This window comes from Ancylobacter sp. TW_SC_1, assembly GCF_056836805.1.
In genome coordinates this window covers 4,545,776-4,569,930 of the sequence record NZ_CM166365.1, presented here as the reverse complement: position 1 = coordinate 4,569,930, position 24,155 = coordinate 4,545,776, and the positions used below count along the sequence as shown (strand labels likewise).

Sequence of the window (24,155 nt, the reverse complement as noted above, 5' to 3'; positions counted from 1 at the left end):
AGGAGAGACTCCCATGGCACGTGTCAAGCGCGGCGTAACTTCCCACGCCAAGCACAAGAAAGTGCTCAAGGCGGCGAAGGGCTATTTCGGCCGCCGCAAGAATACCATTCGCGTCGCGAAGCAGGCCGTCGAGAAGGCGCAGCAGTACGCCTATCGCGACCGCAAGGTGAAGAAGCGCAATTTCCGCGCGCTCTGGATCCAGCGCATCAACGCGGCCACCCGCGAGCTCGGCTTCACCTATGGCCGATTTATCGACGGTCTCGGCAAGGCCGGGATCGAGGTCGACCGCAAGGTGCTCTCGGATATCGCCATCCATGAGCCCGCCGCCTTCGCGGCGCTGGTCGAGCAGGCCAAAGCCGCGCTGGAAAAGCAGGCCGCCTGATCTCCCTCCCGCATGCCGGGACCGAAATGCGAGGAGCCCCGCGCGCAAGCGTTGGGGCTTTTCGCGTTGGCGCGGCTCGGCTAAGAGACGACGCTTCAGGTGCTGTCATCCTCTCGCGCCGTCATCCTGAGGTGCCCTGCTCAAGCGGGGCCTCGAAGGATGCCGTCCCAGATGAACATCCTTCGAGGCTCACTGCGTTCGCACCTCAGGATGACGACAGGCGGGTGGAGGTTTTTGCTTCCGCTCTGCCTTTCCCTTCTGTCCACACTGCCTTGCCGTCGAGGTTGATTCATGTCCGTCGCCGCCCTTCCTGATCTCGACGCGCTGGAGCGCGAGCTGATTTCCGGCATCGCTGCCGCTGCCGACGAGGCGGCGCTGGAGGCGATCCGCGTCGCCGCGCTCGGCAAGAAGGGCTCGGTCTCCGAGCTGCTCAAGAGCCTGGGCGGCATGAGCCCGGAGGAGCGCAAGGCCGCCGGCCCGGCCATCAACGGCCTGCGCGATCGCCTCAACGAGGCGCTCGCCGCCCGCCGCACCGAGCTGAAGGCCGCCGCGCTGGCCAAGCGCCTGGAGACCGAGCGGGTCGATGTCACGCTGCCGGTGCGCGAGGCGCCGGCCGAGCTCGGGCGCGTCCACCCGATCAGCCAGGTCATCGACGAACTCACTGCGATCTTCGCCGACATGGGTTTCTCGGTGGCGGAAGGGCCCGACATCGAGGACGACTTCCACAATTTCACCGCGCTGAACTTCCCCGAGGGGCATCCGGCGCGCGAGATGCACGACACCTTCTACCTGCCCACCAAGGAGGACGGTTCGCGCCTGGTGCTGCGCACCCACACCTCGCCGGTGCAGGTGCGCACCATGCTCTCGAAGAAGCCGCCGATCCGCGTCATCTGCCCCGGCCGCACCTATCGCTCGGATTCGGACCAGACCCACACGCCGATGTTCCATCAGGTGGAGGGCCTCGTCATCGACAAGGGCTCCAATCTCGGTCACCTGAAGTGGATCCTCGAGGAGTTCTGCAAGGCGTTCTTCGAGGTCGACAATGTGAAGATGCGGTTCCGGCCGTCCTTCTTCCCCTTCACCGAGCCGTCCATGGAGGTCGACATCCAGTGCGACCGCTCGCGCCCCGGCGAGATCCGCTTCGGCGAGGGCTCGGACTGGCTGGAGATCCTCGGCTGCGGCATGGTGCACCCGAACGTGCTGAGGAATTGCGGGCTCGACCCGGACGAGTATCAGGGCTTCGCCTGGGGCATGGGCATCGACCGCATCGCCATGCTGAAATACGGCATGCCGGACCTACGCGCCTTCTTCGAGGCCGATGTGCGCTGGCTCGCCCATTACGGCTTCCGCCCGCTTGACTTCCCGACGCTGGCGGGAGGGCTGAGCGCGTGATCAAGGCACCCAACTGGTCCATCGAGCGGCTCAACGCGATGGAGACGCCGCAGCTCCGCCAGCTTCTCGCCAATGCGCAGGCGCGCGGCGCGTCTGAGCTTGCGTCGCTGTGCGAGGAAGTTCTTTCCGAGCGCGGCCCGGTGAAGAAGCCGTCTTCGTCGCCGGCCAAGCGCCCGTCGCGGGACTTCGTCTGCGAGTTCCATTTCGTCTGCGAGAACGACCGCGGCGTCACCGGCGACGGCGAGGGCTTCTTCTGGACGGGCTCGTGGATCGTCCCCGAAGACGACGTCATCAAGGGCATCCAGGCCGGCGCGAAACTGGCGCTGCACAGTTCGCGCGCCGAGATGTCCTATCGCCAGGGCAAGATTCTCGACTATCGCAAGTCGGATGGCGACGCGGCGAAGAAGCGGAATATCGGAATCGAGTTTCTCGTGGCCGCGGACGACGTGGCCCTCGCCTGGTCCGGGGATGGGACGGGCGAGAAGGGCTACAAATGGGCAAGCCATGCCCAGAGCAAATGAACGAGCGGAACGGTAGGGCTCTCCCATGAAATTCACCCTCTCCTGGCTGCGCGAGCACCTTTCCGGCGACTACACGCTCGACGACGTGCTCGGCGCGCTGAACCGCATCGGGCTGGAAGTCGAGGGCGTCGAGGACAAGGCGGCCAAGCTCAAGGGCTTCACCATCGCCTATGTCGTCTCCGCCGTTCAGCACCCCAACGCCGACAAGCTGCGCGTGTGCATGGTCGACACCGGGGCCGGCGAGCCGGTGCAGGTGGTGTGCGGCGCGCCCAACGCCCGCACCGGCATGAAGAGCGTGTTCTCCCCGCCCGGCACCTATATTCCCGGCAAGGACATCACGCTCGGAATCGGCTCGATCCGCGGCGTCGAGAGCCGGGGCATGCTGTGCTCGGCGGCCGAGCTTGAGCTCTCCGAGGACCATGACGGCATCATCGACCTGCCGGAGGACGCTCCCGTCGGCGCGACCTATGTCGACTGGGTCGGCATCAACGATCCGGTGATCGAGATCGCGGTGACGCCGAACCGCGCCGACGCGCTCGGCGTGCACGGCATCGCCCGCGACCTCGCGGCGGCCGGCCTCGGCGCGCTGGTGGAGGACGAGATCGCTCCCGTGCCGGGCGTCTTCCCGTGCCCGGTCTCCGTCACCATCGAGGCCGGCGCGCCGTGCCCGGCCTTCGGCCTGCGGCTCATTCGCGGCGTGAAGAACGGCCCCTCGCCGGACTGGGTGCAGGCCAAGCTGCGCGCCATCGGGCTGCGCCCCATCAACGCGCTGGTGGACGTCACCAACCTCCTGACCTTCGACCAGAACCGCCCGCTGCACGTCTTCGACGCCGCCAAGGTGCACGGCAACCTCGTCGTGCGCCGGGCGACGGAGGGCGAGAGCCTCAAGGCGCTCGACGGCAAGACCTATGCGCTGGATGAATCGATCTGCGTCATCGCCGACGACAAGAGCGTGGAATCGCTGGCCGGCGTGATGGGCGGCGAGGAATCCGGCTGCGATGCCGCAACCGTCGACGTGCTGCTCGAATCCGCGCTGTGGGAGCCGATCAACATCGCCCAGACCGGCCGCAAGCTGGGGCTGAACTCCGACGCGCGCTTCCGCTTCGAGCGCGGCATCGACCCGGCCTTCACCGTTCCCGGCATCGAGCTGGCGACCAAGCTGATCCTCGATTTCTGCGGCGGCGAGCCGTCCGAGGTCGTGCTGGCCGGCGCCATTCCCGACACCACGCGGGTGATCGAGTTCCCACTCGCACTGACCGAGAAGCTGACCGGGCTGGTGGCCAGCGATGCCGAGCAGGTCGAGACGCTCGGCACGCTCGGCTTCAAGGTCGAGGGTGATTCCGGCACGGTGCGCGTTACCCCGCCGAGCTGGCGCGGCGACATCGAGGGCAAGGCCGACCTCGTGGAGGAGGTCATCCGCATCGTCGGCCTCGACCGCGTGCCCTCCACGCCCTTCCCGCGCGACGAGACCGCGCGCAAGCCGGTGCTCACCACGCTGCAGCTGCGCACCCGCAAGGCCAAGCGGGCGCTCGCCGCGCGCGGGCTGGTGGAGGCCGTCACCTGGTCCTTCGTGTCGAAGGCGCAAGCGGAAGCCTTCGGCGGCGGCGCGCCGGAGCTGGCGCTCGCCAACCCCATCGCCTCCGACCTTTCCGACATGCGCCCGAGCCTGCTGCCGGGCCTTGTCCGCTCGAGCCAGTCGAACGCCGATCGCGGCTATGGCGACGCGGCGCTGTTCGAGGTCGGGCAGGTGTTCCGGGGCGACCGCCCGCAGGACCAGTTCATCGCCGCCACCGGCATCCGCCGCGCCACGGCGAAGCCGGCGGGCGCCGGTCGTCACTGGTCGGGCAAGGCGCAGATGGTCGACGCTTTCGACGCCAAGGCCGATGCGCTGGCGGTGCTCGCGGCCTGCGGCGCGCCGGTGGCGAACCTGCAGATCTCGACCGACGCGCCGGCATGGTTCCATCCCGGCCGCTCCGGCACCTTCCGCCTCGGCCCCAATGTGATCGGCCATTTCGGCGAGCTGCACCCCTCGGTGCTGGAGGCGCTCGACGCCGCGGGCCCGCTGGTTGGCTTCGAGGTGCTGCTCGACCGCATCCCCGAGCCCAAGGCCAAGGCGACCCGCGTCAAGCCGCTGCTGGAGCTCTCATCGTTCCAGCCGGTGGAGCGCGACTTCGCCTTCGGCGTGCCGCGCAGCGTGGCGGCGGGCGACATGGTGAAGGCGGCAGCGGGCGTCGACCGCAAGCTGATCACCGCGGTGAACGTATTCGACCTTTACGAAGGTCCGGGAATTGACGCCGACGCGAAGTCGGTGGCGCTCTCGGTCACGCTGCAGCCGCGCGAGAAGACGCTGACCGACGCCGAGATCGAGGCGGTGGCGGGCCGGATCGTCGCGGAAGTGGCCAAGAAGACCGGCGCCACGCTGCGCTCGTGACGCCGTCTTACCGGACGGCCACAAGGCCGATCCGGGAGCGCCGGACATTCGGCACGCCATCCCGGCTCTCCGGCTGCGCCCGCGGCCGGGATGGCGGCAGGCGCTGCCTTATGCCGGGCCGTCGCCCACCAGCCGCAGCGCCCGCGCGGCGGCCGCCTCGCCGGCATTCCAGGCGCCGGTGAGCGTGCCCCAGCCGCTGGTCGGCACATAGTCGCCGGCGAGGAAGATGCGGTTCTGCACCGGATCGGCGAAGAAGCGGCGCTGCCCGCCCTGGCCGGGCGTCGCCGCCGACAGGGCGCCGCGGATCAGCGGATCGGCGCCCCAGCGCGAACAGACGACCTCGCGCACCTCGTTGCCCGCGCTGCCGAAAGCGGCACTGAGCCAGTGCCGCGTCAGGGTCAGCGCGGCGGCCTCGCCCTTCTCGGCGATCTCGCGTGCGGGTGCGCCGCCGAAGGTCAGCACATGCAGGTCGCCACCATTCACCCGGCCGCGCAGCAGGGCAGGGGGAGCGTTGTCGGCCCTGGCGAGCACGCTTTCATTCGGCTCCAGGCCGAGCGGATTGCCCGGCAGCCGGAAAGCCACCTGTTCCAGATTTCCGGCCGGTATGGCGCGGAAGGCGTTGAGCAGCCGGGCCGGCAGCACCGGGTTGAACCGTATCGCGCCCGCCGCGATCGCCGGCGCGGGGATGGCGAGCACGATGGCCCGGGCGCGGATCGGCGTGCGCTGGCCGCGCACCGTGACCGAATGGTAGCGGCCGGCATTGGTGATCAGCGTCACCGGGGCGTTGGTCTGCACGTTCAGCCAGGCGCCGAGCGCCTCCATCAGCTGGCCGACGCCGCGCGGGCTCGTGGTGTCGTCGGCCGGCGCGTTGCGCTGGGAGAGGTCGAGCGTCGAGAGGGTGGCGAGCGCCCGGCCGCAGCTCAGCGGGCCGAGAAGCTGCGCCACCGTGGCCGACCAGGCCGTGCCGGCGGGCGGCAGGACGGAGGCGGCGGCGACATCCTTGCCGCCGTCGGCCGCGGCGAGAATGTCGCGCCGCGCCGTGCCGAGCGCGGCGGTGAAGGCATCATAGGCGCTCTCGCGCGCCTCCCGGCCCTGCACGAACAGCCGGCGCCCGGAAGGGAGCGGAATGAGGTCCTGTCCGGCGGCGTAGGCGCTGGCGGCCAGCGTTCCGTCGCTATGGGCGAAGCCGCCGACGCCGAGATCGACGCTCTGGCCGAAGGCGTCCTGCGTCCGCGCGCGGCCGCCGAGCTTCGGGCCGGCTTCCAGCAGCACGTAGGAGCGCTTCGAATCCGCCATCATGCGCGCCGCCGCGATGCCCGCCGCGCCGCCGCCGATGATGGCGACGTCGACATCCGCCGGACCCTTCGCCTGCGCGAAGGCGGGCGCCGGCAGCAGCGCGAGGGAGGCTGTGGCGAGGAAGCGCCGGCGGGTCAACGTGCCGGGCAAGGACGGCGGTCGGGTCATGCAGCGAACTCGGAGGGGATCGGCGTCACGCTAGCACGGCGGCGCGGGACGGCGAAGCCGGGCCGGCGCCGCGCGTCGACGATCCGGCTCGATGCCGGCGCGAATCATGATTTGTTCACGCGGGAACGAATCGGGACTCTTGGGCGGGCGCGGCGATTGCAAGCCCGGAATCGCGCGGCTTTCCCAGATCCTCGCATCCGGCTCGCTTGAGAGGCGGGGGCAGGCGTCTTACCTAGAGGCGGTCGCCATCGGGGAGCATCATGCTGCGGGACGCGTTCACGGCCTTCGCCCAGACCTTTTCTCCGGACTATCGCCGCATCCTGCTGCGCTCGATCGGCCTCGCCGTCGGCCTGCTGGTGGCGCTCGGCGTGGGGGCGCATTACGCGCTGACCTATTTCGTGGCGCTCGATCTGCGCTGGGCGCAGATCACGGTCGATATCCTCGCCGCCTTCGGCATCTTCATCGGCGCCATCTTCCTGGTGCCGCCGGTGACATCGCTCGTCGCCGGCCTGTTTCTCGACGACGTGGCGGCACAGGTGGAGAGCACCGATTTCCCCGGCGAGCCGAAGGGCGAGGCGCTGCCGATCGGCCGTTCGCTGGTGCTGACGTTCAAGTTCTTCGGCGTGATGCTGGCGGTGAACCTCGTCGCGCTGCTGCTGCTTCTGGTGCCGGGCGTCAATCTCGTCGTGTTCTACGTCGCCAATGGCTATCTGCTCGGGCGCGAATATTTCCAGCTCGCGGCGATGCGCTACCGCAGCGAGGACGAGGTCGCGCTGCTGCGCCGGCATCATGGGGGCGCGGTGTTCCTGGCCGGGCTGATCATCGCCGCCGTGGTGTCGGTGCCAATCCTCAACCTCGTCACCCCGGTCTTCGCCACCATCTTCATGGTGCGGCTGCACAAGCGCCTGTCGCGGGCGGACTACTGAGCGTCAGGCCGGCGTCTTGGACGGCCAGCGGCACAGGTCGGCGATCAGGCAGCGCGGGCAATCCGGCTTGATCGCCTTGCAGACATAGCGCCCGTGCAGGATCAGCCAGTGATGGGCGTGCAGCTTGAAGCGGTCGGGAATGACCCGCTCAAGCCCCAGCTCGACCTCCAGCGGCGTCTTGCCCGGCGCGAGGCCGGTGCGGTTGGCGACGCGGAACAGATGCGTGTCGACGGCGATGGTCGGAATCTGGAACGCGATGTTGAGCACGACATTGGCGGTCTTGCGGCCGACGCCCGGCAGCGTCTCCAGCGCGGCGCGGTCGGGCGGCACTTCGCCGCCATGCGCGGCGATCAGCCGGCGCGAGAGTTCGACGACGTTCTTGGCCTTGCCGCGATAGAGGCCGAGGGTGCGGATGTGCCCGGCGACGCCCTCCTCGCCCAGCGCCACCATCGCCTGCGGCGTCGGCGCGGCCTTGAACAGGCCGCGCGTGGCCTTGTTCACGCCGGTATCGGTGGCCTGCGCGGAGAGCACGACGGCGACCAGCAGGGTGTAGGGGTCGTGATACTCCAGCTCGCCTTCCGGGTGCGGGTTGGCCGCCTCGAAGCGGGAGAAGGCGGCTGTGACCTCCTCGACCGTCCAGGGCGCGAAGGCACCGCCGATCGCCGCGGCGGCGGCATTGGCCACGGCGCGGCGGCGCGCCGGGCGGGCGGCGGCGGCGGTGGTCGCCGAGGCAGCCTTGGCGCCCGCCCGCGCGGCCTTCGCCGGCTTGGACGATTTGTCCGTGGCGCCGGTGCGCGTCGCGGCGGTAAGAGACGGGCGCGCCGGCACGCGCTTGCCCCGGGTGCCGGCGCCTGCCGGCCGGCGCGTCGAATCCTTGTCCCCATCAGCCATTTTCGACCTATAATGCGAGTCCATGAGCGCTGCCAGTACCGCCCCTCATTTCGATGATGACGGCCATGCCGAGCCGACGCTGTTCGCGGCGCGGCTGACGCCCTACCGCTCGCTCGACCAGCGCGGCTTCCTGATCGTGATGATCATCGTCGCGGGCATCAGCTTCGTGTGCGGAACGGCCTTTCTCCTCATGGGGGCATGGCCGGTGTTCGGCCTGTTCGGCCTCGACGTGCTGGCCATCTGGTGGGCGTTCCGCATGAATTTCCGCTCGGCGCGGACCTGCGAGGAAATCACGGTCACGCCGAGCCTGATCACGCTGCGCCACGTCACGCCCGACGGCACGACCTATGAGGAGCAGCTCAATCCGCTCTGGACCCGGCTGCACCGCGAATCGCACGAGGATTACGGCTTGCAGCGGCTGACGCTGGAGATGCGCGGGCGGCCCTATGTGATCGGCAGCTTCCTTCACACGGCGCAGCGCGAGGAACTGGCGGACAGCCTTGCCCTGGCGCTGGGCGAGGCCAAGCGCGGCGTGGTGCGCTCGGCGTTCTAGAACGTCGTCCTGAGACGTTATTCGGCCTGCATGTCGAAATCGGGTGGCCCCCGTTTGAAAGGCGTGTTCGGATCGGTCCAGCAGGAGGAGAACGCCCGTGCTAGCGCCCAATCTCGACGCCGCCCATCCGCTGGAGATCGCCGCCGCCGATTACGAGATCGTGCGCCGTGCGGTCGAATATGTGAATCTTCGCTTCCGCGACCAGCCGGAGGTGGAGGAGATCGCCCGCGCCTCCGGTGTTCATCCCCGCGCACTGACCGACCTGTTCCGCCGCTGGTGCGGGCTGACGCCGAAGGATTTCCTGCAGGCGGTGACGATCGACGCGGCGCGGCGCGTGCTCACGGAATCCGACAATGTGCTCGATGCCGCCTATGAGCTCGGCCTGTCCGGCCCGGGGCGGCTGCACGACCTGTTCGTGGTGCACGAATCCATGTCGCCCGGCGAGTGGAAGACCGGCGGCGCCGGCCTCGTGGTGCGCTATGGCTTCCACGCCTCGCCCTTCGGTTCCGCGCTCGCCATGGTGACGCCGCGTGGCCTGTGCGGCCTCGCCTTCGCCGACGAGGGCGAGGAGGACGCGGCGCTGATCGACATGCGCCGGCGCTGGCCGAACGCGATCTATATCGAGGACCCGCTGGCCACCGCGCCCTATGCGGCGCGCATCTTCGACCGCGGCACATGGCGTCCGGACGATCCGCTGCGCATCGTCTTCATCGGTACCGATTTCGAGGTGCAGGTGTGGGAGACGCTGATGCGCATCCCGCTCGGCAAGGCCACCACCTATTCCAGCATCGCCAGTTGCGTGGAGCGCCCCAAGGCGGCACGGGCCATCGGCGCGGCGGTGGGCAAGAACCCGATGTCCTTCGTCGTGCCGTGCCATCGCGTTCTCGGCAAGAACGGCGATCTCACCGGCTACCACTGGGGGCTCACCCGCAAGCGGGCGATCCTCGGCTGGGAGGCCGGCCAGCTCTGCAAGGAGTGGGGCGGCGCCTGACGCGCGCCACCGCGCACCGGAGGGTGCGCGGGCTCAGTGGGTGATGGATTTGGAGAACAGGTTGACGACGAGCACGCCGGCGATGATCAGGCCAAGGCCGATCACGGCTGGCGCGTCGAGCCTCTGGCCGTAATAGATCCACGCCACCGCCGTGATCAGGACGATGCCGAAGCCCGACCAGATGGCATAGGCGATGCCCGTGGGCATGGTGCGCAGCACGATGCCGAGGCACCAGATGGCCAGGACGTAGCCGACCACCGTGATCAGGTTCGGCACCAGACGGGTCAAGCCGTCCGAACGCGCCAGCGCCGTGGTCGCGACGACCTCGGCGGTGATCGCGACCAGCAGCAGCGCATAGGTGGCGGGCGAGGGCATGGGCCGCGTCAGCCGGCGAGGTCGGTGATGCTGTCCACCGTCGAATCCGCCTTCAGCCGGTAGATCACCGGCGCGCCTGTGGCGAGTTCGCGCTTCGTGATGCTCTCCGGCGTATGCTTCTCCAGCACCATGATCAGCGCGCGCAGCGAATTGCCGTGCGCGGCGACCAGCACCCGGTTGCCCTGCAATACCTTGGGCAGGATCTCGGTGACGTAATAGGGCAGGGTGCGCGCCACCGTGTCCTTCAGGCTCTCGCCGCCGGGCGGGGGCACGTCGTAGGAACGGCGCCAGAGATGCACCTGCTCCTCGCCCCATTTGACCCGGGCGTCGTCCTTGTTGAGGCCGGAGAGGTCGCCATAGTCGCGCTCGTTCAGCGCCAGGTCCTTCACCACCGGCAGGTCGCTCTGGCCGAGCTCGACGAGCGCCAGATCGAGTGTCTTCTGCGCGCGCGAGAGCTGCGAGGTGAAGGCGATGTCGAACTGGTAGCCCTCCGCCTTCAGCCGCGCGCCGGCCTTCTTGGCCTCCTCGACGCCGAGCGCCGTGAGGTCCGGGTCGCGCCAGCCGGTGAACAGGTTCTTCAGGTTCCACTCGCTCTGGCCGTGGCGGACGAGGACGAGAAGGCGTTCGGACATCGTGGCGTGCTCCGTGCGGGTCAGAAGTCGGTCAGGCCGAGGACGTCGGTCATGGAATAGAGGTCCGGCTTGCGCCCGCGCGCCCAGCGGGCGGCGGCCAGCGCGCCGCGGGCGAAGATGCCGCGATCCTCGGCGCGGTGCGCCAGCTCGACCCGCTCGCCGGCGCCGGCGAAGATCACGTTGTGTTCGCCCACCACCGTGCCGCCGCGCAGCGTGGCGAAGCCGATGTCGCCCGCCTTGCGCGGACCGGTGATGCCGTGACGGGTGAAGACGCCGTTCTCCTCCAGCGTCACGCCGCGCCCCTGCGCCGCCGCCTCGCCGAGCAGCAAGGCGGTGCCGGAGGGGGCGTCGATCTTGCGGTTGTGGTGCATCTCGACGATCTCGATGTCGAAGCTCTCGTCGAGCGTGCGCGCCACGCGGCGCACCAGCGCGGACAGAAGGTTCACGCCGAGGCTCATATTGCCCGACCTGACGATGGCGGCATGGCGCGCGGCGGCGGCGATCTTCACGTCATCCTCGGGCGAGAAGCCGGTGGTGCCGATGACATGCACGATCCGCGCCTGCGCCGCGAAGGCGGCATAGGCGACGCTGGCGGCGGGAATAGTGAAGTCGATCACCCCGTCGGCGGCGGCGAACAGGGTGAGCGCATCGTCCGACACCTTGATGCCGAGCGGCGGCAGGCCGGCGAGTTCGCCGGCGTCGCGGCCGAGGAATTCGCTGCCGGGCTGATCCACGGCGCCGACGAGGAGAAGGTCGGGAGCCTCGCTGATGGCTCGCACCAGCACGCGGCCCATGCGTCCTGAGGCGCCGACGACGACGAGCCGCATCTGCGTCATGTGGGGGGTAACTCCCTTGTCTCCGGCGCGGTATAGCGGCCTTCGCCTGCCACGAAAAGTGCGCGATCGTCGTACATTCTTCGCATTGCCCTGTCGCCCTGCTTGACGCATGGGCGGCACGGTTGTACAGCTCGCGCAACTTTACGAAGGAGCGGCGCCGCCATGCGCAAGAATATTATCCTTATCGTAGGACGGCGCGTCGCCGCGGAGCTTGCCTGACGGCAGCCCCGCCCAACGGTGACGCGCGGAAAATGGCCCCTGACGGGGCCTTTTGATTTTCTGGCCCCCTTCGACCGCCTCTGCAAGCAAACGACGCAAGAGACCGACGAGCGTAAAAGGAACAAGACCATGATGCGCGAGATGACCGGCGCCGAAATGGTGATGCAGGCCCTGATCGACCAGGGCGTCGAGCACATGTTCGGCTATCCCGGCGGCGCGGTGCTGCCGATCTACGACGCCATGTTCCACCAGAACCAGGTGCAGCACATCCTCGTGCGGCACGAGCAGGGTGCGGTGCACATGGCCGAGGGCTATGCCCGCTCCTCCGGCAAGGTCGGCGTGGTGCTGGTCACCTCCGGCCCCGGCGCCACCAATGCCGTGACCGGCCTGACCGACGCGCTGCTCGACTCGATCCCGCTCGTCTGCATCACCGGCCAGGTGCCGACCCACCTCATCGGCTCGGACGCCTTCCAGGAGTGCGACACGGTCGGCATCACCCGCCCCTGCACCAAGCACAATTACCTCGTCCGCGACGTGAACGACCTCGCCCGCGTCATGCACGAGGCGTTCTACGTGGCGCAGAACGGGCGCCCGGGACCCGTCGTCATCGACATCCCGAAGGACGTGCAGTTCGCCAAGGGCATGTATGTCGGCCCCGAGAACATCCAGCACCGCACCTACCAGCCGCGCCTGAAGGGCGACCCGGAGAAGGTCCGGGCGGCCGTCGAGATGCTGGCCAAGGCCAAGCGCCCGGTCCTCTACACCGGCGGCGGCGTCATCAATTCCGGTCCCGAGGCGAGCCGCCTGCTGCGCGAGTTCGCGCGGCTGTCCGGCTATCCCGTCACCTCGACGCTGATGGGCCTCGGCGCCTTCCCGGCCTCCGACAAGCAGTGGCTGGGCATGCTCGGCATGCACGGCACCTACGAGGCCAACATGGCGATGCATGACTGCGACGTCATGCTGTGCATCGGCGCGCGCTTCGACGACCGCATCACCGGCCGCCTCGACGCCTTCTCGCCCGGCTCGAAGAAGATCCACATCGACATCGATCCGTCCTCGATCAACAAGAACGTCAAGGTCGACCTGCCGATCATCGGCGACGTGAAGCACGTCCTCGAGGACATGCTGACCGTCTGGCGCGGCATGAAGGCCGAGCCCGACCGGCAGGCGATCGCCTCCTGGTGGGGGCAGATCGACCGCTGGCGCGCCCGCAAGTCGCTGGCCTTCCAGCCGTCCGACCGCATCATCAAGCCGCAGCAGGCCGTCAAGGCGCTGTACAACGCGGTGAAGGACAAGGACGTCTACATCACCACGGAAGTCGGCCAGCACCAGATGTGGGCGGCGCAGCACTTCCATTTCGAGCAGCCGAACCGCTGGATGACCTCCGGCGGCCTCGGCACCATGGGCTACGGCCTGCCGGCCGCCATCGGCGCGCAGGTCGCCCATCCCGACAGCCTCGTTATCGACATTGCCGGCGAGGCCTCGATCCAGATGTGCCTGCAGGAGCTGTCGACCGCGCTGCAGTTCAACCTGCCGGTCAAGGTCTTCGTGCTGAACAACGAATATATGGGCATGGTCCGGCAGTGGCAGGACCTGCTGCATGGCGGGCGCTACTCGCACTCCTATTCGGAATCGCTGCCGGACTTCGTGAAGCTGGCCGAGGCCTATGGCGGCGTCGGCATCCGCTGCTCGAACCCGGCCGATCTCGACGGCGCCATCCAGGAGATGATCAAGATCGACCGGCCGGTGCTGTTCGACTGCCTCGTCGACAAGATGGAGAACGTCCTGCCGATGATCCCCTCGGGCAAGCCGCACAACGAGATGATCATGCCCGACCATCCCGAGGCGCTGGACGACGCGATCAGCGAGGAAGGCAAGATGCTGGTGTGACATCTCGCACCAGCGGTGCCCCTTCAACCTCTCCCCGCCGGGGAGAGGTCGACCGCGTAGCGGTCGGGTGAGGGGGCGAACCGCGAGAAGCCCCTCACCCCATCCCTCTCCCCGTCGGGGAGAGGGTGCAGAGTGTCCCGACGCCTCCCGCTTCAGAGTGTCCCATGCCTCCCGTCAACGATCCCGCCGAACGCCACACGCTCTCCATGCTGGTCGACAACGAGCCGGGCGTGCTCGCCCGCATCGTCGGCCTGTTCTCCGGGCGCGGCTACAACATCGACAGCCTGACCGTCTCCGAGGTCAGCCATGCCTCGCACCTGTCGCGCATCACCGTCGTCACCACCGGCGCGCCGATGATCATCGAGCAGATCAAGAGCCAGCTCGACCGGCTGGTGCCGGTGCATCGCGTCGTCGACCTCACCGTGGTCGGCAAGGCGGTGGAACGCGAGCTGGCGCTGATCAAGGTGCGCGGCAAGGGCGAAATGCGGCAGGAGGCGCTGCTGATCGCCGACAGCTTCCGTGCCCGCACCGTCGACACGACGCTGGAGAGCTTCGTGTTCGAGATCACCGGCAAGCCGGAGAAGATCGACCAGTTCGTCTCGCTGCTGGAGCCGCTCGGCCTCGTCGAGGTCTCGCGCACCGGCGTCGCCGCCATCGGACGCGGCCCGGAAGGCATGTGAGCCTGAGAGGGTGACCCTCAGCCGGCGAAGCCGCCGGCCCTCAGGAAGGCGTGCTCTTCCGCCGACGTGTCGCGCCCCAGCACCGGGTTGCGGTGCGGGAAGCGGCCGAAATCGCGGATGATGTCGCGGTGGACGAGGGCGTGGTGCACGCCGTCCTCGTCGCCCGCCGCTTGGCACAGGGCGAGGCAGCGCTGCTGGTCCGCCAGATCCTCCGAATGCATGAACGGCACATAGAAGAAGCGCCGTTCCGGCAGGTCGAAGGCGCGGTCGAAGCCGCGCGCGATCGCGCCATCGGCCACGTCGCGGGCCCGCGCGTCGGTGGCGAAGGCCCGGGGCGAGCCGCGGAACAGGTTGCGCGGGAACTGGTCGAGCAGCAGGATCAGCGCGTAGCTGCCCTCGGCGGTGTCCTCCCAGGTCGCCAGCCCGCCCGCGGCGGCCGCCTCATAGGCGGGCAGGAAGCGCGCGCGGATGGCGGCGTCGAAGGCCTCGTCCTTCTCGAACCATTTTTCCGGCCCGGCCTCGCGCCAGAAGGCGAGGATCTCGGCGGCGCTCGGCTGGGGCATGGGCGTGTTCCCTTGTCGGTCGCGTCAGCTCCCCCGACATAGCGGCGTCCGGGCGAATGTCGAGTCCGGCGCGTGGCCGCGGGAACCGCGCGGCGCCGGAACGGAGGCAACCGCGAGCGGGTTGCGCTTGCGCCCGGGGGGCACCTCCTGTAGGACGAACCGTAACGTACGGTACGGACCTTTCCGCGCATGACGATGCCCCCCGACCAGCCCGACGAGACGCTGACGGAACGCCAGCAGGCGGTTCTGGACGCCGTGCTCGCGCTGATGGTCGAGCAGGGCGGCGAGCTGACGATGACCGCCGTGGCGCGCAAGGCGAGCTGTTCCAAGGAAAGCCTGTACAAATGGTTCGGCGATCGCGACGGGCTGCTGACCGCGACCGTGCGCTGGCAGGCCTCCAAGGTCCGCGCCGGCAATTATGATCGGACAAAGCTCGACGCCCTCGCTCTGCGCGACAGCCTGATCCGCTTCGCGGCGAACTGGCTCGGGGTGATTTCCAGCCCGACCTCCATCGCGCTGAACCGCTTCGCCATCGCCCAGGCTGGCGTTCGCGCCGGCGCGCGCGGCGGCACCCTGGGCGCCATCATGCTGGCCAATGGCCGCTTCGCCATTGGCGGCCGGCTCAAGCCGGTGCTCGATGCCGGCCGCGAGGCCGGGCTCATCGATTTCGACGACACCGAGACCGCCTTCCGCAGCTTCCTCGGCCTCGTCGGCCGCGACGTACAGATCCGGCTGCTGCTCGGCGACACGCTCGCGCTGGCGGCGGCGGAGATCGAGCGCGACGCGGCCCGCGCCACCGACCAGTTCCTCACCCTCTACGGCACGGCGAACACCGCGCCGGACCGGCACAAAGCCAACGCGTGACACAGGAGACACCCATGCGCGTTTATTACGATCGCGACGCCGACGTTAACCTCATCAAGGGCAAGAAGGTCGCCATCATCGGCTACGGCTCGCAGGGCCGCGCCCATGCGCTGAACCTCAAGGATTCCGGCGCCAAGGAAATCGCCATCGGCCTGAAGCCGGGTTCCGCGACCGCCAAGAAGGTCGAGGCCGACGGCCTCAAGGTGATGACCGTCGCCGAGGCCGCCAAATGGGCCGACCTGATGATGATGGCCACCCCGGATGAGCTGCAGGCCGACATCTACCGCGACGAGATCGCCCCGAACATTCGCGACGGCGCCGCCATCGCCTTCGCCCACGGCCTCAACGTGCATTTCGGCCTGATCGAGCCGAAGTCGACCGTCGACGTGGTGATGATCGCCCCAAAGGGCCCCGGCCATACCGTGCGCGGCGAATACCAGAAGGGCGGCGGCGTGCCCTGCCTCGTGGCCGTGCACCATGACGCCTCGGGCAACGCGCTCGACCTCGCCTTGTCCTATGCCTGCGGCGTCGGCGGCGGCCGTTCGGGCATCATCGAGACCACCTTCAAGGAAGAATGCGAGACCGACCTGTTCGGCGAGCAGGTCGTCCTGTGCGGCGGCCTGGTGGAGCTGATCCGCGCCGGCTTCGAGACGCTGGTGGAAGCCGGCTACGCCCCGGAAATGGCCTATTTCGAGTGCCTGCACGAAGTGAAGCTGATCGTCGACCTCATCTATGAGGGCGGCATCGCCAACATGAACTACTCGATCTCCAACACCGCCGAGTGGGGCGAGTACGTTTCCGGCCCGCGCATCATCACCGCCGAGACCAAGGCCGAGATGAAGCGCGTGCTCACCGACATTCAGACCGGCAAGTTCACCTCCGACTGGATGCAGGAATACCGCGCCGGCGCCTCGCGCTTCAAGGGCATCCGCCGCATCAACGACGCCCACCAGATCGAGGAAGTCGGCGCCAAGCTGCGCGGCATGATGCCCTGGATCGCCAAGAACCAGCTCGTCGACAAGTCGAAGAACTGAGCTTCGTCAAGAAATCCGAATGAAAAGGGCGGCCTCTTGGCCGCCCTTGTTTTTTGGGGCGCGGGCGCGCGCCTCACACCGCTGCGGTGAGGCCCGGTTCCCGGGCCTTCTGGCCCTTGTGGTAGACGACATAGACATAGACCGGGATGTCGAGTTCGCCGAGATGATGCTCGATCAGCGGCTTCACCTCGGCCCAGTCGAGACCGCCGACGCCGGTGGCGAGGCGCGGCAGGGCGAGGCTGGCGATGCCTTCCGCCGCGACATGGCGGGCCAGCGCCTTGAGGGCATGGCCGACATTCTCGGTCGTCGCCTTGCCGGGCCGGCCGAGGGCGTTCTCCGCCGGCTCCTGCGTGAGCAGGTTGGCGATGCGCGCCGCGCCGCCGTTCTCCGCGACGCCTCCCCACACCCACAGGCCGCCGGCCTTGGGGTTCTCGATACGGCAATAATGGCGGAAATCCTTGGCCAGAGAGGGCCAGCGCTCGCGCAGCGCCAGCGCCAGACCGGTGTCGAAATGATCATTCGGCGCGACGCCATGGGCGATCACCGCGGCGGCGCTCAGCAGGATGTCGCCTTCCACTTCATAAATCTTGGCCATCGGGGCGTCCTTCCTTCTCGTGGGCTTTCATTGCGTCCTGTTTCGGGGAAGGAGCGGACGGCGTCGTTGAGGAAACGCAAGCCGCCTCAGTAGCCCAGCGCCTTCATCGCCGCCGTGCCGGGGGCGAGGAGCAGGAAGGCCCAGGCCATGGCGGAGGCGATGTTGGCCATCTGGAACAGGAAATGCGGCATGCCGAACATGCCGGCGATGAGCGGGATGACCGCGCGCATCGGGCCGAAGAAGCGCCCGATGAACACGCTTGCCGTGCCGAAGCGGAAGAAGAACCGCTCGCCGCGCGTCATCAGGCCGGGAAAATTGCGCAGCGGCCAGATCCCGGGCGCGCGGTCCTTGAAGTGGTGGCCGAGCCAGTAGGACACGGCATCGCCGAGCGCGGCGCCGAGGGTCGCCGCCGCCCAGACCGGCACGAAGGGCGCCCCGCCCGCCGCGATCAGCGCGCCGAGCCCGACCAGCACGAAGGTGGCGGGGAAGAACAGCGACACCACCACGAGGGATTCGCCGAAGGCGAGGATGAAGGCGATCCACGGCGCCCAGTACGCATGGGTCTCGACGAAATCCAGCACCTGGCGGGCATAGGCTTCCAGTTCCATCAGCCGGCCGTTCTCACAGCCGGTCGCGCAGGGCGTAGTAGCTCATGCCGGCGACCAGCAGCGGCCAGCGCATCAGCGGGCCGCCGGGGAAGGCCGGCACCGGCAGCCGCGCCAGCAGGTCGAACTCGCCGAGCTGCCCCTTCACCGCTTGCGCCAGCAGCTTGCCGAAATAGGGCGCCAGCATCACCCCCTGCCCGGAATAGCCGGCGGCGGTGAGCACGCGCGGCGAGAGTTTCCGCACGAAGGGCATGCGGTTCATGGTGATGCCGAGAATGCCGCCCCAGCCATAATCGATGCCGACATCGGCGAGCTGCGGGAAGATCTTCAGCATGTAGGGGCGCACGAAGGCGCCGGGGTTCGGCCGCAGCCCGCGCCGGTAGCTCTCGCCACCGCCGAACAGCAGGCGGCCATCCGACGACAGGCGGTAGTAATTCACCACGAAGCGGCTGTCGGCGACCGCCGCGCCGTTGGAGATGATCTCTTTCGCCCGCGCGCCGAGCGGTGCGGTGGCGGCGATGTAATTGGCGATCGGCATGACGTAATGGTCGACGCGCCGGTCGAGCCCGTCCTGCAGCCCGTCGCCGCATTCCAGCACCCAGTCCGCCTCCACCGTGCCGGCGGTGGTGATGACGCGCACCTTCGCGGCCTCCTCGATGCGCAGCGCGCGGGATTGCTCGTACAGCCGGGCGCCGGCCCGCCGCGCCGCGTCGGCGAGGCCGAGCGCCAGGTTGAGCGGGTGCAGGTGGCCGCCGCCATGGTCGATCATGCCGCCATGATAGGCGTCCGAGCCGACCATCTCCCGCAGCTCCTCGCGCGTCAGCGGCGCGGCGAGGGGATAGTCGTAGACCTCGTTGAGCTTCTTCGCATAGGCGTGGCTGTGCGCGACATAGCCCGGCTTGTGATCGGCGACGACGAGGCCGGCGCGCACGTCGCAGTCGATCGAATGGCGGGCGATGAGGGCGTGCAGCAGCGCCTTGGCGTCTTCCGCCATGCGCCACAGCGCCTTGGCGTCGTCGAGCCCGACATGCGCCTCCAGCCAGTCCTGGTCGCGGCGCTGGCCGGTGTGGATCTGCCCGCCATTGCGGCCCGAGGCGCCGGAGCCGACACGCCCGGCCTCCAGCAGCACGACGTCGAGCCCGGCCTCGGCCATGTGCAGCGCGGCCGACAGGCCGGTATAGCCGCCGCCGATGACGCAGACATCCGCCCGCGCGCCGCCCTGAAGCGGCGGGAGCGGGGAGAAGCGGTTCGCCGTCGCGGCGTACCAGCTCTTGGGGTGGTCGATATCGAACGCCATGCTGAAACTACCTTAGCCGAGCCTTCATCGCCGCGCGAACAACCGTTCGATATCGGCCAGCGCCAGCGTGACGAAGGTCGGCCGGCCATGATTGCATTGGGCGGCGTTCGGCGTCTCTTCCATCTCGCGCAGCAGCGCGTTCATCTCCTCGACCCGCAGGCGCCGGCCGGCGCGGACCGAGCCGTGGCAGGCCATGGTGGCGGCGATGTGCAGCAGGCGACGCTCCAGCGGCAGCGCGTCGTCCCATTCCGCCGCGTGCTCGGCGAGTTCGCGCATCAGCGCCGTGATGTCGGCATCGCCGAGCAGGGCCGGCACCTCGCGCACCAGCAGCGCGCCGGGGCCGAAAGGCTCGATGACGAGGCCGAGCTTTTCCAGCGCCTCGGCGCGTTCCGCGAGCCGCGACGCCTCGGACGGGTCGAGCTCGACGACGAGCGGCACCAGCAGCATCTGCCGGGCGAGGCCGTCGCGCTCCATCGCCGTCTTCAGCTTCTCGTAGACGATGCGCTCATGCGCGGCGTGCTGGTCGATGACGACCACGCCGTCGCGCGTCTGAGCGATGATGTAGGTCTCGTGCAGCTGGGCGCGGGCGGCGCCGAGCGGGCGCTCCATCTGGTCTGGCGCCGGCGGGGCGGCGTTGGCGCGGGCATCCGCCCCCGGTTCGAGGGCGAGGCCGAGATCGAAACCGTTGCCGGAGCCGGGGGCATCGAAGGCGAAACGGGCCGGCGCCTCATGGAAGCCCCGGTCGGGCGGGGCGCCATTGGCCGCCGGGCGCTCGGGCATCGCCCAGGAGCGCGTCCAGTCGTAAGCGCCGGGCCGCGGCTCGGGCCGGTAGCCGGAGAATTCCGGCCGGGCGAACTGCGCCAGCCGGTCGGCGGCGGTGGAGGCGGTGCGCGGCACGCCGGCGGTGAGCGCGTCGGTCAGCGTGCGCACGATCAGCGCGCGGATATTGCCGGCGTCGCGAAAGCGCACCTCGGTCTTGGCGGGATGGACGTTCACGTCCACCTCGCGCGGGTCGAGGTCGAGGAACAGCGCCGTCACCGGGTGCCGGTCGGAGGGCAAGAGGTCGGCATAGGCGGCGCGGATGGCGCCGATCAGCACCTTGTCGCGCACCGGACGGCCGTTGACGAAGAGGTATTGCGACAGCGAGTTGGCCTTGGCGTAGGTCGGCAGGCCGGCGAGGCCGGACAGCCGCGCGCCCTCGCGCAGCCCCTCCACATCCAGCGCGTTGGTGCCGACGTCCTGCCCCAGCACGTCGGCGATGCGCGCGCGCCGGCCGGCCGGGTCGAGCGAGCGCGCCGGCCAGGTGAGCGGCGCGCGATCATCCGCCACCATGGTGAAGCCGACATCGGGACGCGCCAGGGCGAGCCGCTTCACCGCATCGACCGCCGCCGCCGTCTCGGCGCGCTCGGATTTGAGGAATTTGAGCCGTGCCGGCGTGGCGAAGAACAGGTCGCGCACCTCCACCCGCGTGCCGAGGCCGAGGGCGGCGGGGCGCACTTGCGACTTCACCCCGCCCTCGACGCGGATCTCGTGCGCGGTCTCGGCGCCCTTCGGCCGGCTGGTGATGGCGAGCCGCGCCACCGCGCCGATCGAGGGCAGCGCCTCGCCGCGAAAGCCGAGCGTGGCGATCGACAGAAGGTCCTCGCTGTCGAGCTTGGAGGTGGCGTGGCGTTCCACCGCCAGCGTCAGCTCGTCGGCATCCATGCCGCAGCCATCGTCGGTGACGCGCATCAGCCGCCGGCCGCCGCCGTCGATGACGATCTCGATCCGGCCGGCGCCGGCGTCGAGCGCGTTCTCGACGATCTCCTTCAGCGCCGCCGCCGGGCGCTCGACCACCTCGCCCGCGGCGATGCGGTCGACCAGGGTGGAGGGCAGAAGGCGCAGCGGCATGGCGGGTCCGGCAGGGTCCGATTCGGGGAGGCGCGGGAGCAGACTATAGCAGGGCGTCGCCGCGCCTGCCCGGCGGCGTCGCCCTTCTCGCCGTCATCCCGCTCGCCGTCATCCCGGACGGCCGCGGGCCATCCGGGATGACGATGACGGAAACCCTACCCCGCCGCCGCCAGACGCTCGGCTTTCTCGCGCTCCATCTCCTGCCGCTTGGTCATGATCGAGACGAAGATCACCACGACGGTGACGATGGCGATGAGGATGGTGCAGGCGGCGTTGATCTCCGGCGTCACGCCGAGGCGCACCTGGCTGTAGATGCGCATCGGCAGGGTGGTGGCGCCGGGGCCGGTGGTGAAGCTGGCGATGACGAGGTCGTCGAGCGACAGCGTGAAGGCCAGCATCCAGCCGGAGATCACCGCCGGCAGGATGATCGGCAGGGTGATCACGAAGAAGGTCTTGAAGGGCGGGCAGCCGAGATCGAGCGCCGCCTCCTCGAGGCTCCGGTCGAAGGTCACGAGGCGCGACTGCACCACCACCGAGACGAAGCACAGGGTGAAGGTGATGTGCGCCAGCGTGATGGTCCAGAAGCCGCGGTCGAGGCCGATGGCGACGAACAGCAGCAGCAGCGACAGGCCGGTGATCACCTCCGGCATGACCAGCGGGGCATAGACCATGCCGGAGAACAGCGTGCGGCCGAAGAAGCGGCCATAGCGGGTCATGGTGATGGCCGCCATGGTGCCGAGCACGGTGGCGACGGTGGCGGTGAGGAAGGCGACGCGCAGCGTCACCCAGGCCGCGTCCAGCAGCTGCTCGTTCTGGAACAGCTGCCAGTACCAGTGGGTCGAGAAGCCGGCCCACACCGTCACCAGCCGCGAGGCGTTGAAGGAGTAGATCACCAGGAGCACGATCGGGATGTAGAGGAACGCGAAGCCGAGCGCGATCGAGGTGACGTTGAACCAGGAAAGTCCCTTGCGCATCTACCTTCCCTCCACTTCGCGCTGCTGGACGTTCTGGTAGAAGACGATCGGTATCACCAGCACCATCAGCAGCAGCACCGCCACCGCCGAGGAGACGGTCCAGGAGCGGTTCACCGAGAACTCGGTCCACAGCACCTTGCCGATCATCAGCGTGTCCGAGCCGCCGAGCAGGTCGGGGATGACGAACTCGCCGACCGCCGGGATGAAGCACAGCAGGCAGCCGGCGAAGACGCCCGGCAGCGACAGCGGCCAGGTGATCTTCCAGAACGCCGCGAAGGGCGGGCAGCCGAGATCCGCCGCCGCCTCCAGCAGCGTCTCGTCCATCTTCTCCAGCGCCGCATAGAGCGGCAGGATCATGAAGGGCAGGTAGGAATAGACGATGCCGATATAGACCGCCGTGTCGGTGGCGAGGATCTGCAGCGGCGCGTCCGGGCTGATGATGCCGAGCGCGAAGAGCAGCTGGTTCAGCAGCCCTTCCGGCGAGAGGATGCCGATCCAGGCGTAGACGCGGATCAGGAACGAGGTCCAGAACGGCAGGATGACCAGCATCAGCAGCGTCGGGCGGATGGATTTCGGCGCCCGCGCCATGCCGTAGGCGATGGGGTAGCCGACGATCAGCAGCAGCAGGGTCGAGATGCCGGCGATCCACAGGCTGGAGCCATAGGCCTCGATGAACTCATTGTCCCAGCTCAGCACATAGCCGTAATTCTCGAAGGAGAGTTCGGCGAAGTTCTCCTTGAACGCGGCCCAGCCCTGCGCCAGATCGAAGGTCGGGACATAGGGCGGCTGCGCGATGGCGTCCTGCGACAGGCTGATCTTGAAGACGATCAGGAACGGCACCAGGAACAGCGCCAGCAACCATAAATAGGGGATGGCAAGAACGAGCCATCTTCCCTTGGCCTTGCTCGCCATGCTCGCCCCCTCAGCTTGTCAGGATCACGCCGGCATCGGGCGTGAAGGAGACATAGACCTTGTCGTCCCAGGTGATGGGGCGCTCGACCATGCGGGTGAGGTTCGGCTTGGCGGCCTTGACGCGGGAGCCGCCGGGCAGTTCGACATGGTAGATCGACAGGTCGCCGAGATAGCCGATGTCCCAGATCTCGCCCTGGAGGCAGTTGACGCTCGCATCGACCGGCGGATCGAGCTCGACCCGCATCTTCTCCGGGCGCAGGGCGATGGCGACGGTGTCGCCGGGCTTGGCCGGGCAGTTCTGCGCGATGCGGAAGCGCCGGTCCGGCGCGGCCAGCGGCCGGAGCGTGACCATGCCGGGCTCGACCGTCTCGACCGTGGCGTCGAGGATGTTCACGTCGCCGACGAAATCGGCCACATAGCGGGAATTGGGGTGTTCGTAGATCACCGCCGGCTGGTCGACCTGCACCAGCTTGCCGTGGTTCATCACCGCGATGCGGTCGGCCACCGTCATCGCCTCTTCCTGGTCGTGGGTGACGATCAGGAAGGTCATGCCGAGCTCCATCTGGATGTCCATGAGCTCGAACTGGGTCTCCTCGCGCAGCTTCTTGTCGAGCGCGCCGAGCGGCTCGTCGAGCAGCAGCACCTTTGGCCGCTTGGCCAGCGAACGGGCGAGCGCCACGCGCTGGCGCTGGCCGCCGGAGAGCTGGTGCGGCTTGCGCTTGGCGAACTTCTCCAGCTTGACCAGCTTGAGCATTTCCTCGACGCGGGCGGCGACCGCGCCCTTCTCCATGCGGTCCTGCTTGAGGCCGAAGGCGATGTTGTCCCAGACGCTCATGTGCGGGAACAGCGCGTAGGACTGGAACATCATGTTGGTCTGCCGCTTGTAGGGCGGCGTGCCGACGAGGTCGTTGCCGGCGAGGGTGATCTGGCCCTCGGTCGGGTCCTCGAAGCCGGCCAGCATGCGCATGAGCGTTGTCTTGCCGCAGCCGGACGGGCCGAGGAGGGCGAAGAATTCGCGCTCGTAGATGTCGAGGGAGAGATTGTCGACGGCGGTGAACTCGCCGAAGCGCTTGGTGACGTTCTTGTAGCGGATCAGCGGGACGGCCTGAGGGTCGTTCCAGGGAGCGAACTTGCGGCGGATGCCGCCGATGGTCTTCTGCGTCTTTTCGGCGACGCCGGTGCTCATGCTGACTGGTTCCCGTTTCCCCGCCGGATGTGTCGGCCGGGAAACGCTATCC

Annotated in this window: 24 protein-coding genes; 11 read left to right on the top strand and 13 right to left on the bottom strand. The window is 68.8% G+C overall.

Features of this window, described 5'->3' with window-relative positions:
* Positions 1-13 precede the first annotated feature (13 nt).
* The 4 genes from rplT (at position 14) to pheT (ending at position 4,726) form a co-directional block, all read left to right on the top strand.
* The gene (rplT, locus tag AC1PZ7_RS21660; protein ID WP_013165152.1) at positions 14-382 is read left to right on the top strand and encodes a 50S ribosomal protein L20; all 369 of its coding nucleotides are present in this window, start codon (positions 14-16) and stop codon (positions 380-382) included.
* Between the two features lie 291 nt (positions 383-673).
* A complete protein-coding gene (pheS, locus tag AC1PZ7_RS21655) occupies positions 674-1,774 on the top strand; it encodes a phenylalanine--tRNA ligase subunit alpha (RefSeq protein ID WP_482357252.1) in 1,101 nt (366 codons plus the stop codon).
* Positions 1,771-2,295 (top strand): hypothetical protein, encoded by a 525-nt coding sequence (locus AC1PZ7_RS21650; protein ID WP_482357251.1) that lies wholly within the window; start codon positions 1,771-1,773, stop codon positions 2,293-2,295. Before pheS ends, AC1PZ7_RS21650 begins: the two co-directional genes overlap by 4 nt.
* 25 nt (positions 2,296-2,320) lie before the next feature.
* Entirely contained in the window at positions 2,321-4,726 is a 2,406-nt protein-coding gene (pheT, locus tag AC1PZ7_RS21645; RefSeq protein ID WP_482357250.1) for a phenylalanine--tRNA ligase subunit beta, read from the top strand.
* Positions 4,727-4,834: 108 nt separating this feature from the next.
* Here pheT and AC1PZ7_RS21640 read toward each other — a convergent pair whose 3' ends face one another.
* Positions 4,835-6,190 (bottom strand): FAD-dependent oxidoreductase, encoded by a 1,356-nt coding sequence (locus tag AC1PZ7_RS21640; RefSeq protein ID WP_482357249.1) that lies wholly within the window; start codon positions 6,188-6,190, stop codon positions 4,835-4,837.
* A gap of 260 nt (positions 6,191-6,450) precedes the next feature.
* On the opposite strand from AC1PZ7_RS21640, the gene AC1PZ7_RS21635 reads away from it, so the two are divergent.
* Entirely contained in the window at positions 6,451-7,116 is a 666-nt protein-coding gene (locus tag AC1PZ7_RS21635) for a sulfate transporter family protein (RefSeq protein WP_482357248.1), read from the top strand.
* A 3-nt stretch (positions 7,117-7,119) separates the two neighbouring features.
* On the opposite strand, the gene nth is transcribed toward AC1PZ7_RS21635, so the two are convergent.
* On the bottom strand, positions 7,120-8,007 hold the full coding sequence (nth, locus tag AC1PZ7_RS21630) for an endonuclease III (RefSeq protein ID WP_482357247.1): 888 nt from the start codon (positions 8,005-8,007) through the stop codon (positions 7,120-7,122).
* Between the two features lie 22 nt (positions 8,008-8,029).
* On the opposite strand from nth, the gene AC1PZ7_RS21625 reads away from it, so the two are divergent.
* Positions 8,030-8,560, top strand: a complete 531-nt coding sequence (locus tag AC1PZ7_RS21625; RefSeq protein WP_482357246.1) for a DUF2244 domain-containing protein — start codon at positions 8,030-8,032, stop codon at positions 8,558-8,560.
* Positions 8,561-8,657: 97 nt separating this feature from the next.
* A complete protein-coding gene (locus tag AC1PZ7_RS21620) occupies positions 8,658-9,551 on the top strand; it encodes a methylated-DNA--[protein]-cysteine S-methyltransferase (protein WP_482357245.1) in 894 nt (297 codons plus the stop codon).
* 33 nt (positions 9,552-9,584) lie between these two features.
* Here the strand turns inward: AC1PZ7_RS21620 and AC1PZ7_RS21615 are convergent, their stop codons facing one another.
* The 3 genes from AC1PZ7_RS21615 to dapB are packed head-to-tail and all read right to left on the bottom strand — an operon-like array spanning position 9,585 to position 11,394.
* Positions 9,585-9,926 (bottom strand): SMR family transporter, encoded by a 342-nt coding sequence (locus AC1PZ7_RS21615; RefSeq protein ID WP_482357244.1) that lies wholly within the window; start codon positions 9,924-9,926, stop codon positions 9,585-9,587.
* 8 nt (positions 9,927-9,934) lie between these two features.
* The gene (locus AC1PZ7_RS21610; RefSeq protein WP_482357243.1) at positions 9,935-10,558 is read right to left on the bottom strand and encodes a 2,3-bisphosphoglycerate-dependent phosphoglycerate mutase; all 624 of its coding nucleotides are present in this window, start codon (positions 10,556-10,558) and stop codon (positions 9,935-9,937) included.
* Positions 10,559-10,578: 20 nt separating this feature from the next.
* Entirely contained in the window at positions 10,579-11,394 is an 816-nt protein-coding gene (dapB, locus tag AC1PZ7_RS21605; RefSeq protein WP_482357242.1) for a 4-hydroxy-tetrahydrodipicolinate reductase, read from the bottom strand.
* Between the two features lie 348 nt (positions 11,395-11,742).
* Here dapB and AC1PZ7_RS21600 point away from each other — a divergent pair, with 348 nt between their 5' ends.
* A complete protein-coding gene (locus tag AC1PZ7_RS21600; RefSeq protein WP_482357241.1) occupies positions 11,743-13,503 on the top strand; it encodes an acetolactate synthase 3 large subunit in 1,761 nt (586 codons plus the stop codon).
* Between the two features lie 164 nt (positions 13,504-13,667).
* Entirely contained in the window at positions 13,668-14,183 is a 516-nt protein-coding gene (ilvN, locus tag AC1PZ7_RS21595) for an acetolactate synthase small subunit (protein WP_482357240.1), read from the top strand.
* 17 nt (positions 14,184-14,200) lie between these two features.
* Here ilvN and AC1PZ7_RS21590 read toward each other — a convergent pair whose 3' ends face one another.
* A complete protein-coding gene (locus AC1PZ7_RS21590; protein WP_482357239.1) occupies positions 14,201-14,746 on the bottom strand; it encodes a DUF924 family protein in 546 nt (181 codons plus the stop codon).
* A gap of 189 nt (positions 14,747-14,935) precedes the next feature.
* Between AC1PZ7_RS21590 and AC1PZ7_RS21585 the strand changes: the two genes are divergently transcribed.
* Both AC1PZ7_RS21585 and ilvC read left to right on the top strand, forming a co-directional pair.
* Positions 14,936-15,610 (top strand): TetR/AcrR family transcriptional regulator C-terminal domain-containing protein, encoded by a 675-nt coding sequence (locus tag AC1PZ7_RS21585; protein WP_482357238.1) that lies wholly within the window; start codon positions 14,936-14,938, stop codon positions 15,608-15,610.
* A gap of 14 nt (positions 15,611-15,624) precedes the next feature.
* Complete coding sequence (gene ilvC, locus AC1PZ7_RS21580) at positions 15,625-16,644, top strand: ketol-acid reductoisomerase (protein ID WP_482357237.1); 1,020 nt, start codon at positions 15,625-15,627, stop codon at positions 16,642-16,644.
* 73 nt (positions 16,645-16,717) lie between these two features.
* Here ilvC and AC1PZ7_RS21575 read toward each other — a convergent pair whose 3' ends face one another.
* The 7 genes from AC1PZ7_RS21575 to AC1PZ7_RS21545 all read right to left on the bottom strand — a co-directional run bounded on the left by AC1PZ7_RS21575 (position 16,718) and on the right by AC1PZ7_RS21545 (position 24,103).
* Complete coding sequence (locus tag AC1PZ7_RS21575; protein WP_482357236.1) at positions 16,718-17,239, bottom strand: macro domain-containing protein; 522 nt, start codon at positions 17,237-17,239, stop codon at positions 16,718-16,720.
* Between the two features lie 86 nt (positions 17,240-17,325).
* Positions 17,326-17,847: a DedA family protein gene (locus AC1PZ7_RS21570; protein WP_482357235.1), complete on the bottom strand. Its 522-nt coding sequence runs from the start codon at positions 17,845-17,847 to the stop codon at positions 17,326-17,328.
* 13 nt (positions 17,848-17,860) lie between these two features.
* Positions 17,861-19,141 (bottom strand): NAD(P)/FAD-dependent oxidoreductase, encoded by a 1,281-nt coding sequence (locus tag AC1PZ7_RS21565; protein ID WP_482357234.1) that lies wholly within the window; start codon positions 19,139-19,141, stop codon positions 17,861-17,863.
* Positions 19,142-19,165: 24 nt separating this feature from the next.
* The gene (gene mutL, locus AC1PZ7_RS21560) at positions 19,166-21,031 is read right to left on the bottom strand and encodes a DNA mismatch repair endonuclease MutL (RefSeq protein ID WP_482357233.1); all 1,866 of its coding nucleotides are present in this window, start codon (positions 21,029-21,031) and stop codon (positions 19,166-19,168) included.
* Positions 21,032-21,186: 155 nt separating this feature from the next.
* Positions 21,187-22,005: an ABC transporter permease gene (locus tag AC1PZ7_RS21555; RefSeq protein ID WP_482357232.1), complete on the bottom strand. Its 819-nt coding sequence runs from the start codon at positions 22,003-22,005 to the stop codon at positions 21,187-21,189.
* Positions 22,006-22,917 (bottom strand): ABC transporter permease subunit, encoded by a 912-nt coding sequence (locus tag AC1PZ7_RS21550; RefSeq protein ID WP_482357231.1) that lies wholly within the window; start codon positions 22,915-22,917, stop codon positions 22,006-22,008. It lies immediately after the preceding gene.
* Between the two features lie 10 nt (positions 22,918-22,927).
* Positions 22,928-24,103, bottom strand: a complete 1,176-nt coding sequence (locus AC1PZ7_RS21545; RefSeq protein WP_482357230.1) for an ABC transporter ATP-binding protein — start codon at positions 24,101-24,103, stop codon at positions 22,928-22,930.
* Between the last annotated feature and the right edge of the window lie 52 nt (positions 24,104-24,155).

What these genes read in the sequence shown, in the direction of transcription:
- nth (WP_482357247.1), bottom strand. Translation starts at nt 8,007, where the DNA reads ATGGCTGATGGGGACAAGGATTCGACGCGCCGGCCGGCAGGCGCCGGC.
- AC1PZ7_RS21575 (WP_482357236.1), bottom strand. Translation starts at nt 17,239, where the DNA reads ATGGCCAAGATTTATGAAGTGGAAGGCGACATCCTGCTGAGCGCCGCC.
- AC1PZ7_RS21590 (WP_482357239.1), bottom strand. Translation starts at nt 14,746, where the DNA reads ATGCCCCAGCCGAGCGCCGCCGAGATCCTCGCCTTCTGGCGCGAGGCC.
- ilvN (WP_482357240.1), top strand. Translation starts at nt 13,668, where the DNA reads ATGCCTCCCGTCAACGATCCCGCCGAACGCCACACGCTCTCCATGCTG.
- AC1PZ7_RS21555 (WP_482357232.1), bottom strand. Translation starts at nt 22,005, where the DNA reads ATGCGCAAGGGACTTTCCTGGTTCAACGTCACCTCGATCGCGCTCGGC.
- ilvC (WP_482357237.1), top strand. Translation starts at nt 15,625, where the DNA reads ATGCGCGTTTATTACGATCGCGACGCCGACGTTAACCTCATCAAGGGC.
- AC1PZ7_RS21550 (WP_482357231.1), bottom strand. Translation starts at nt 22,917, where the DNA reads ATGGCGAGCAAGGCCAAGGGAAGATGGCTCGTTCTTGCCATCCCCTAT.
- dapB (WP_482357242.1), bottom strand. Translation starts at nt 11,394, where the DNA reads ATGACGCAGATGCGGCTCGTCGTCGTCGGCGCCTCAGGACGCATGGGC.
- AC1PZ7_RS21545 (WP_482357230.1), bottom strand. Translation starts at nt 24,103, where the DNA reads ATGAGCACCGGCGTCGCCGAAAAGACGCAGAAGACCATCGGCGGCATC.
- AC1PZ7_RS21585 (WP_482357238.1), top strand. Translation starts at nt 14,936, where the DNA reads ATGACGATGCCCCCCGACCAGCCCGACGAGACGCTGACGGAACGCCAG.
- AC1PZ7_RS21570 (WP_482357235.1), bottom strand. Translation starts at nt 17,847, where the DNA reads ATGGAACTGGAAGCCTATGCCCGCCAGGTGCTGGATTTCGTCGAGACC.
- rplT (WP_013165152.1), top strand. Translation starts at nt 14, where the DNA reads ATGGCACGTGTCAAGCGCGGCGTAACTTCCCACGCCAAGCACAAGAAA.
- AC1PZ7_RS21600 (WP_482357241.1), top strand. Translation starts at nt 11,743, where the DNA reads ATGATGCGCGAGATGACCGGCGCCGAAATGGTGATGCAGGCCCTGATC.
- AC1PZ7_RS21640 (WP_482357249.1), bottom strand. Translation starts at nt 6,190, where the DNA reads ATGACCCGACCGCCGTCCTTGCCCGGCACGTTGACCCGCCGGCGCTTC.
- AC1PZ7_RS21615 (WP_482357244.1), bottom strand. Translation starts at nt 9,926, where the DNA reads ATGCCCTCGCCCGCCACCTATGCGCTGCTGCTGGTCGCGATCACCGCC.
- AC1PZ7_RS21565 (WP_482357234.1), bottom strand. Translation starts at nt 19,141, where the DNA reads ATGGCGTTCGATATCGACCACCCCAAGAGCTGGTACGCCGCGACGGCG.
- pheS (WP_482357252.1), top strand. Translation starts at nt 674, where the DNA reads ATGTCCGTCGCCGCCCTTCCTGATCTCGACGCGCTGGAGCGCGAGCTG.
- AC1PZ7_RS21635 (WP_482357248.1), top strand. Translation starts at nt 6,451, where the DNA reads ATGCTGCGGGACGCGTTCACGGCCTTCGCCCAGACCTTTTCTCCGGAC.
- AC1PZ7_RS21625 (WP_482357246.1), top strand. Translation starts at nt 8,030, where the DNA reads ATGAGCGCTGCCAGTACCGCCCCTCATTTCGATGATGACGGCCATGCC.
- AC1PZ7_RS21610 (WP_482357243.1), bottom strand. Translation starts at nt 10,558, where the DNA reads ATGTCCGAACGCCTTCTCGTCCTCGTCCGCCACGGCCAGAGCGAGTGG.
- pheT (WP_482357250.1), top strand. Translation starts at nt 2,321, where the DNA reads ATGAAATTCACCCTCTCCTGGCTGCGCGAGCACCTTTCCGGCGACTAC.
- mutL (WP_482357233.1), bottom strand. Translation starts at nt 21,031, where the DNA reads ATGCCGCTGCGCCTTCTGCCCTCCACCCTGGTCGACCGCATCGCCGCG.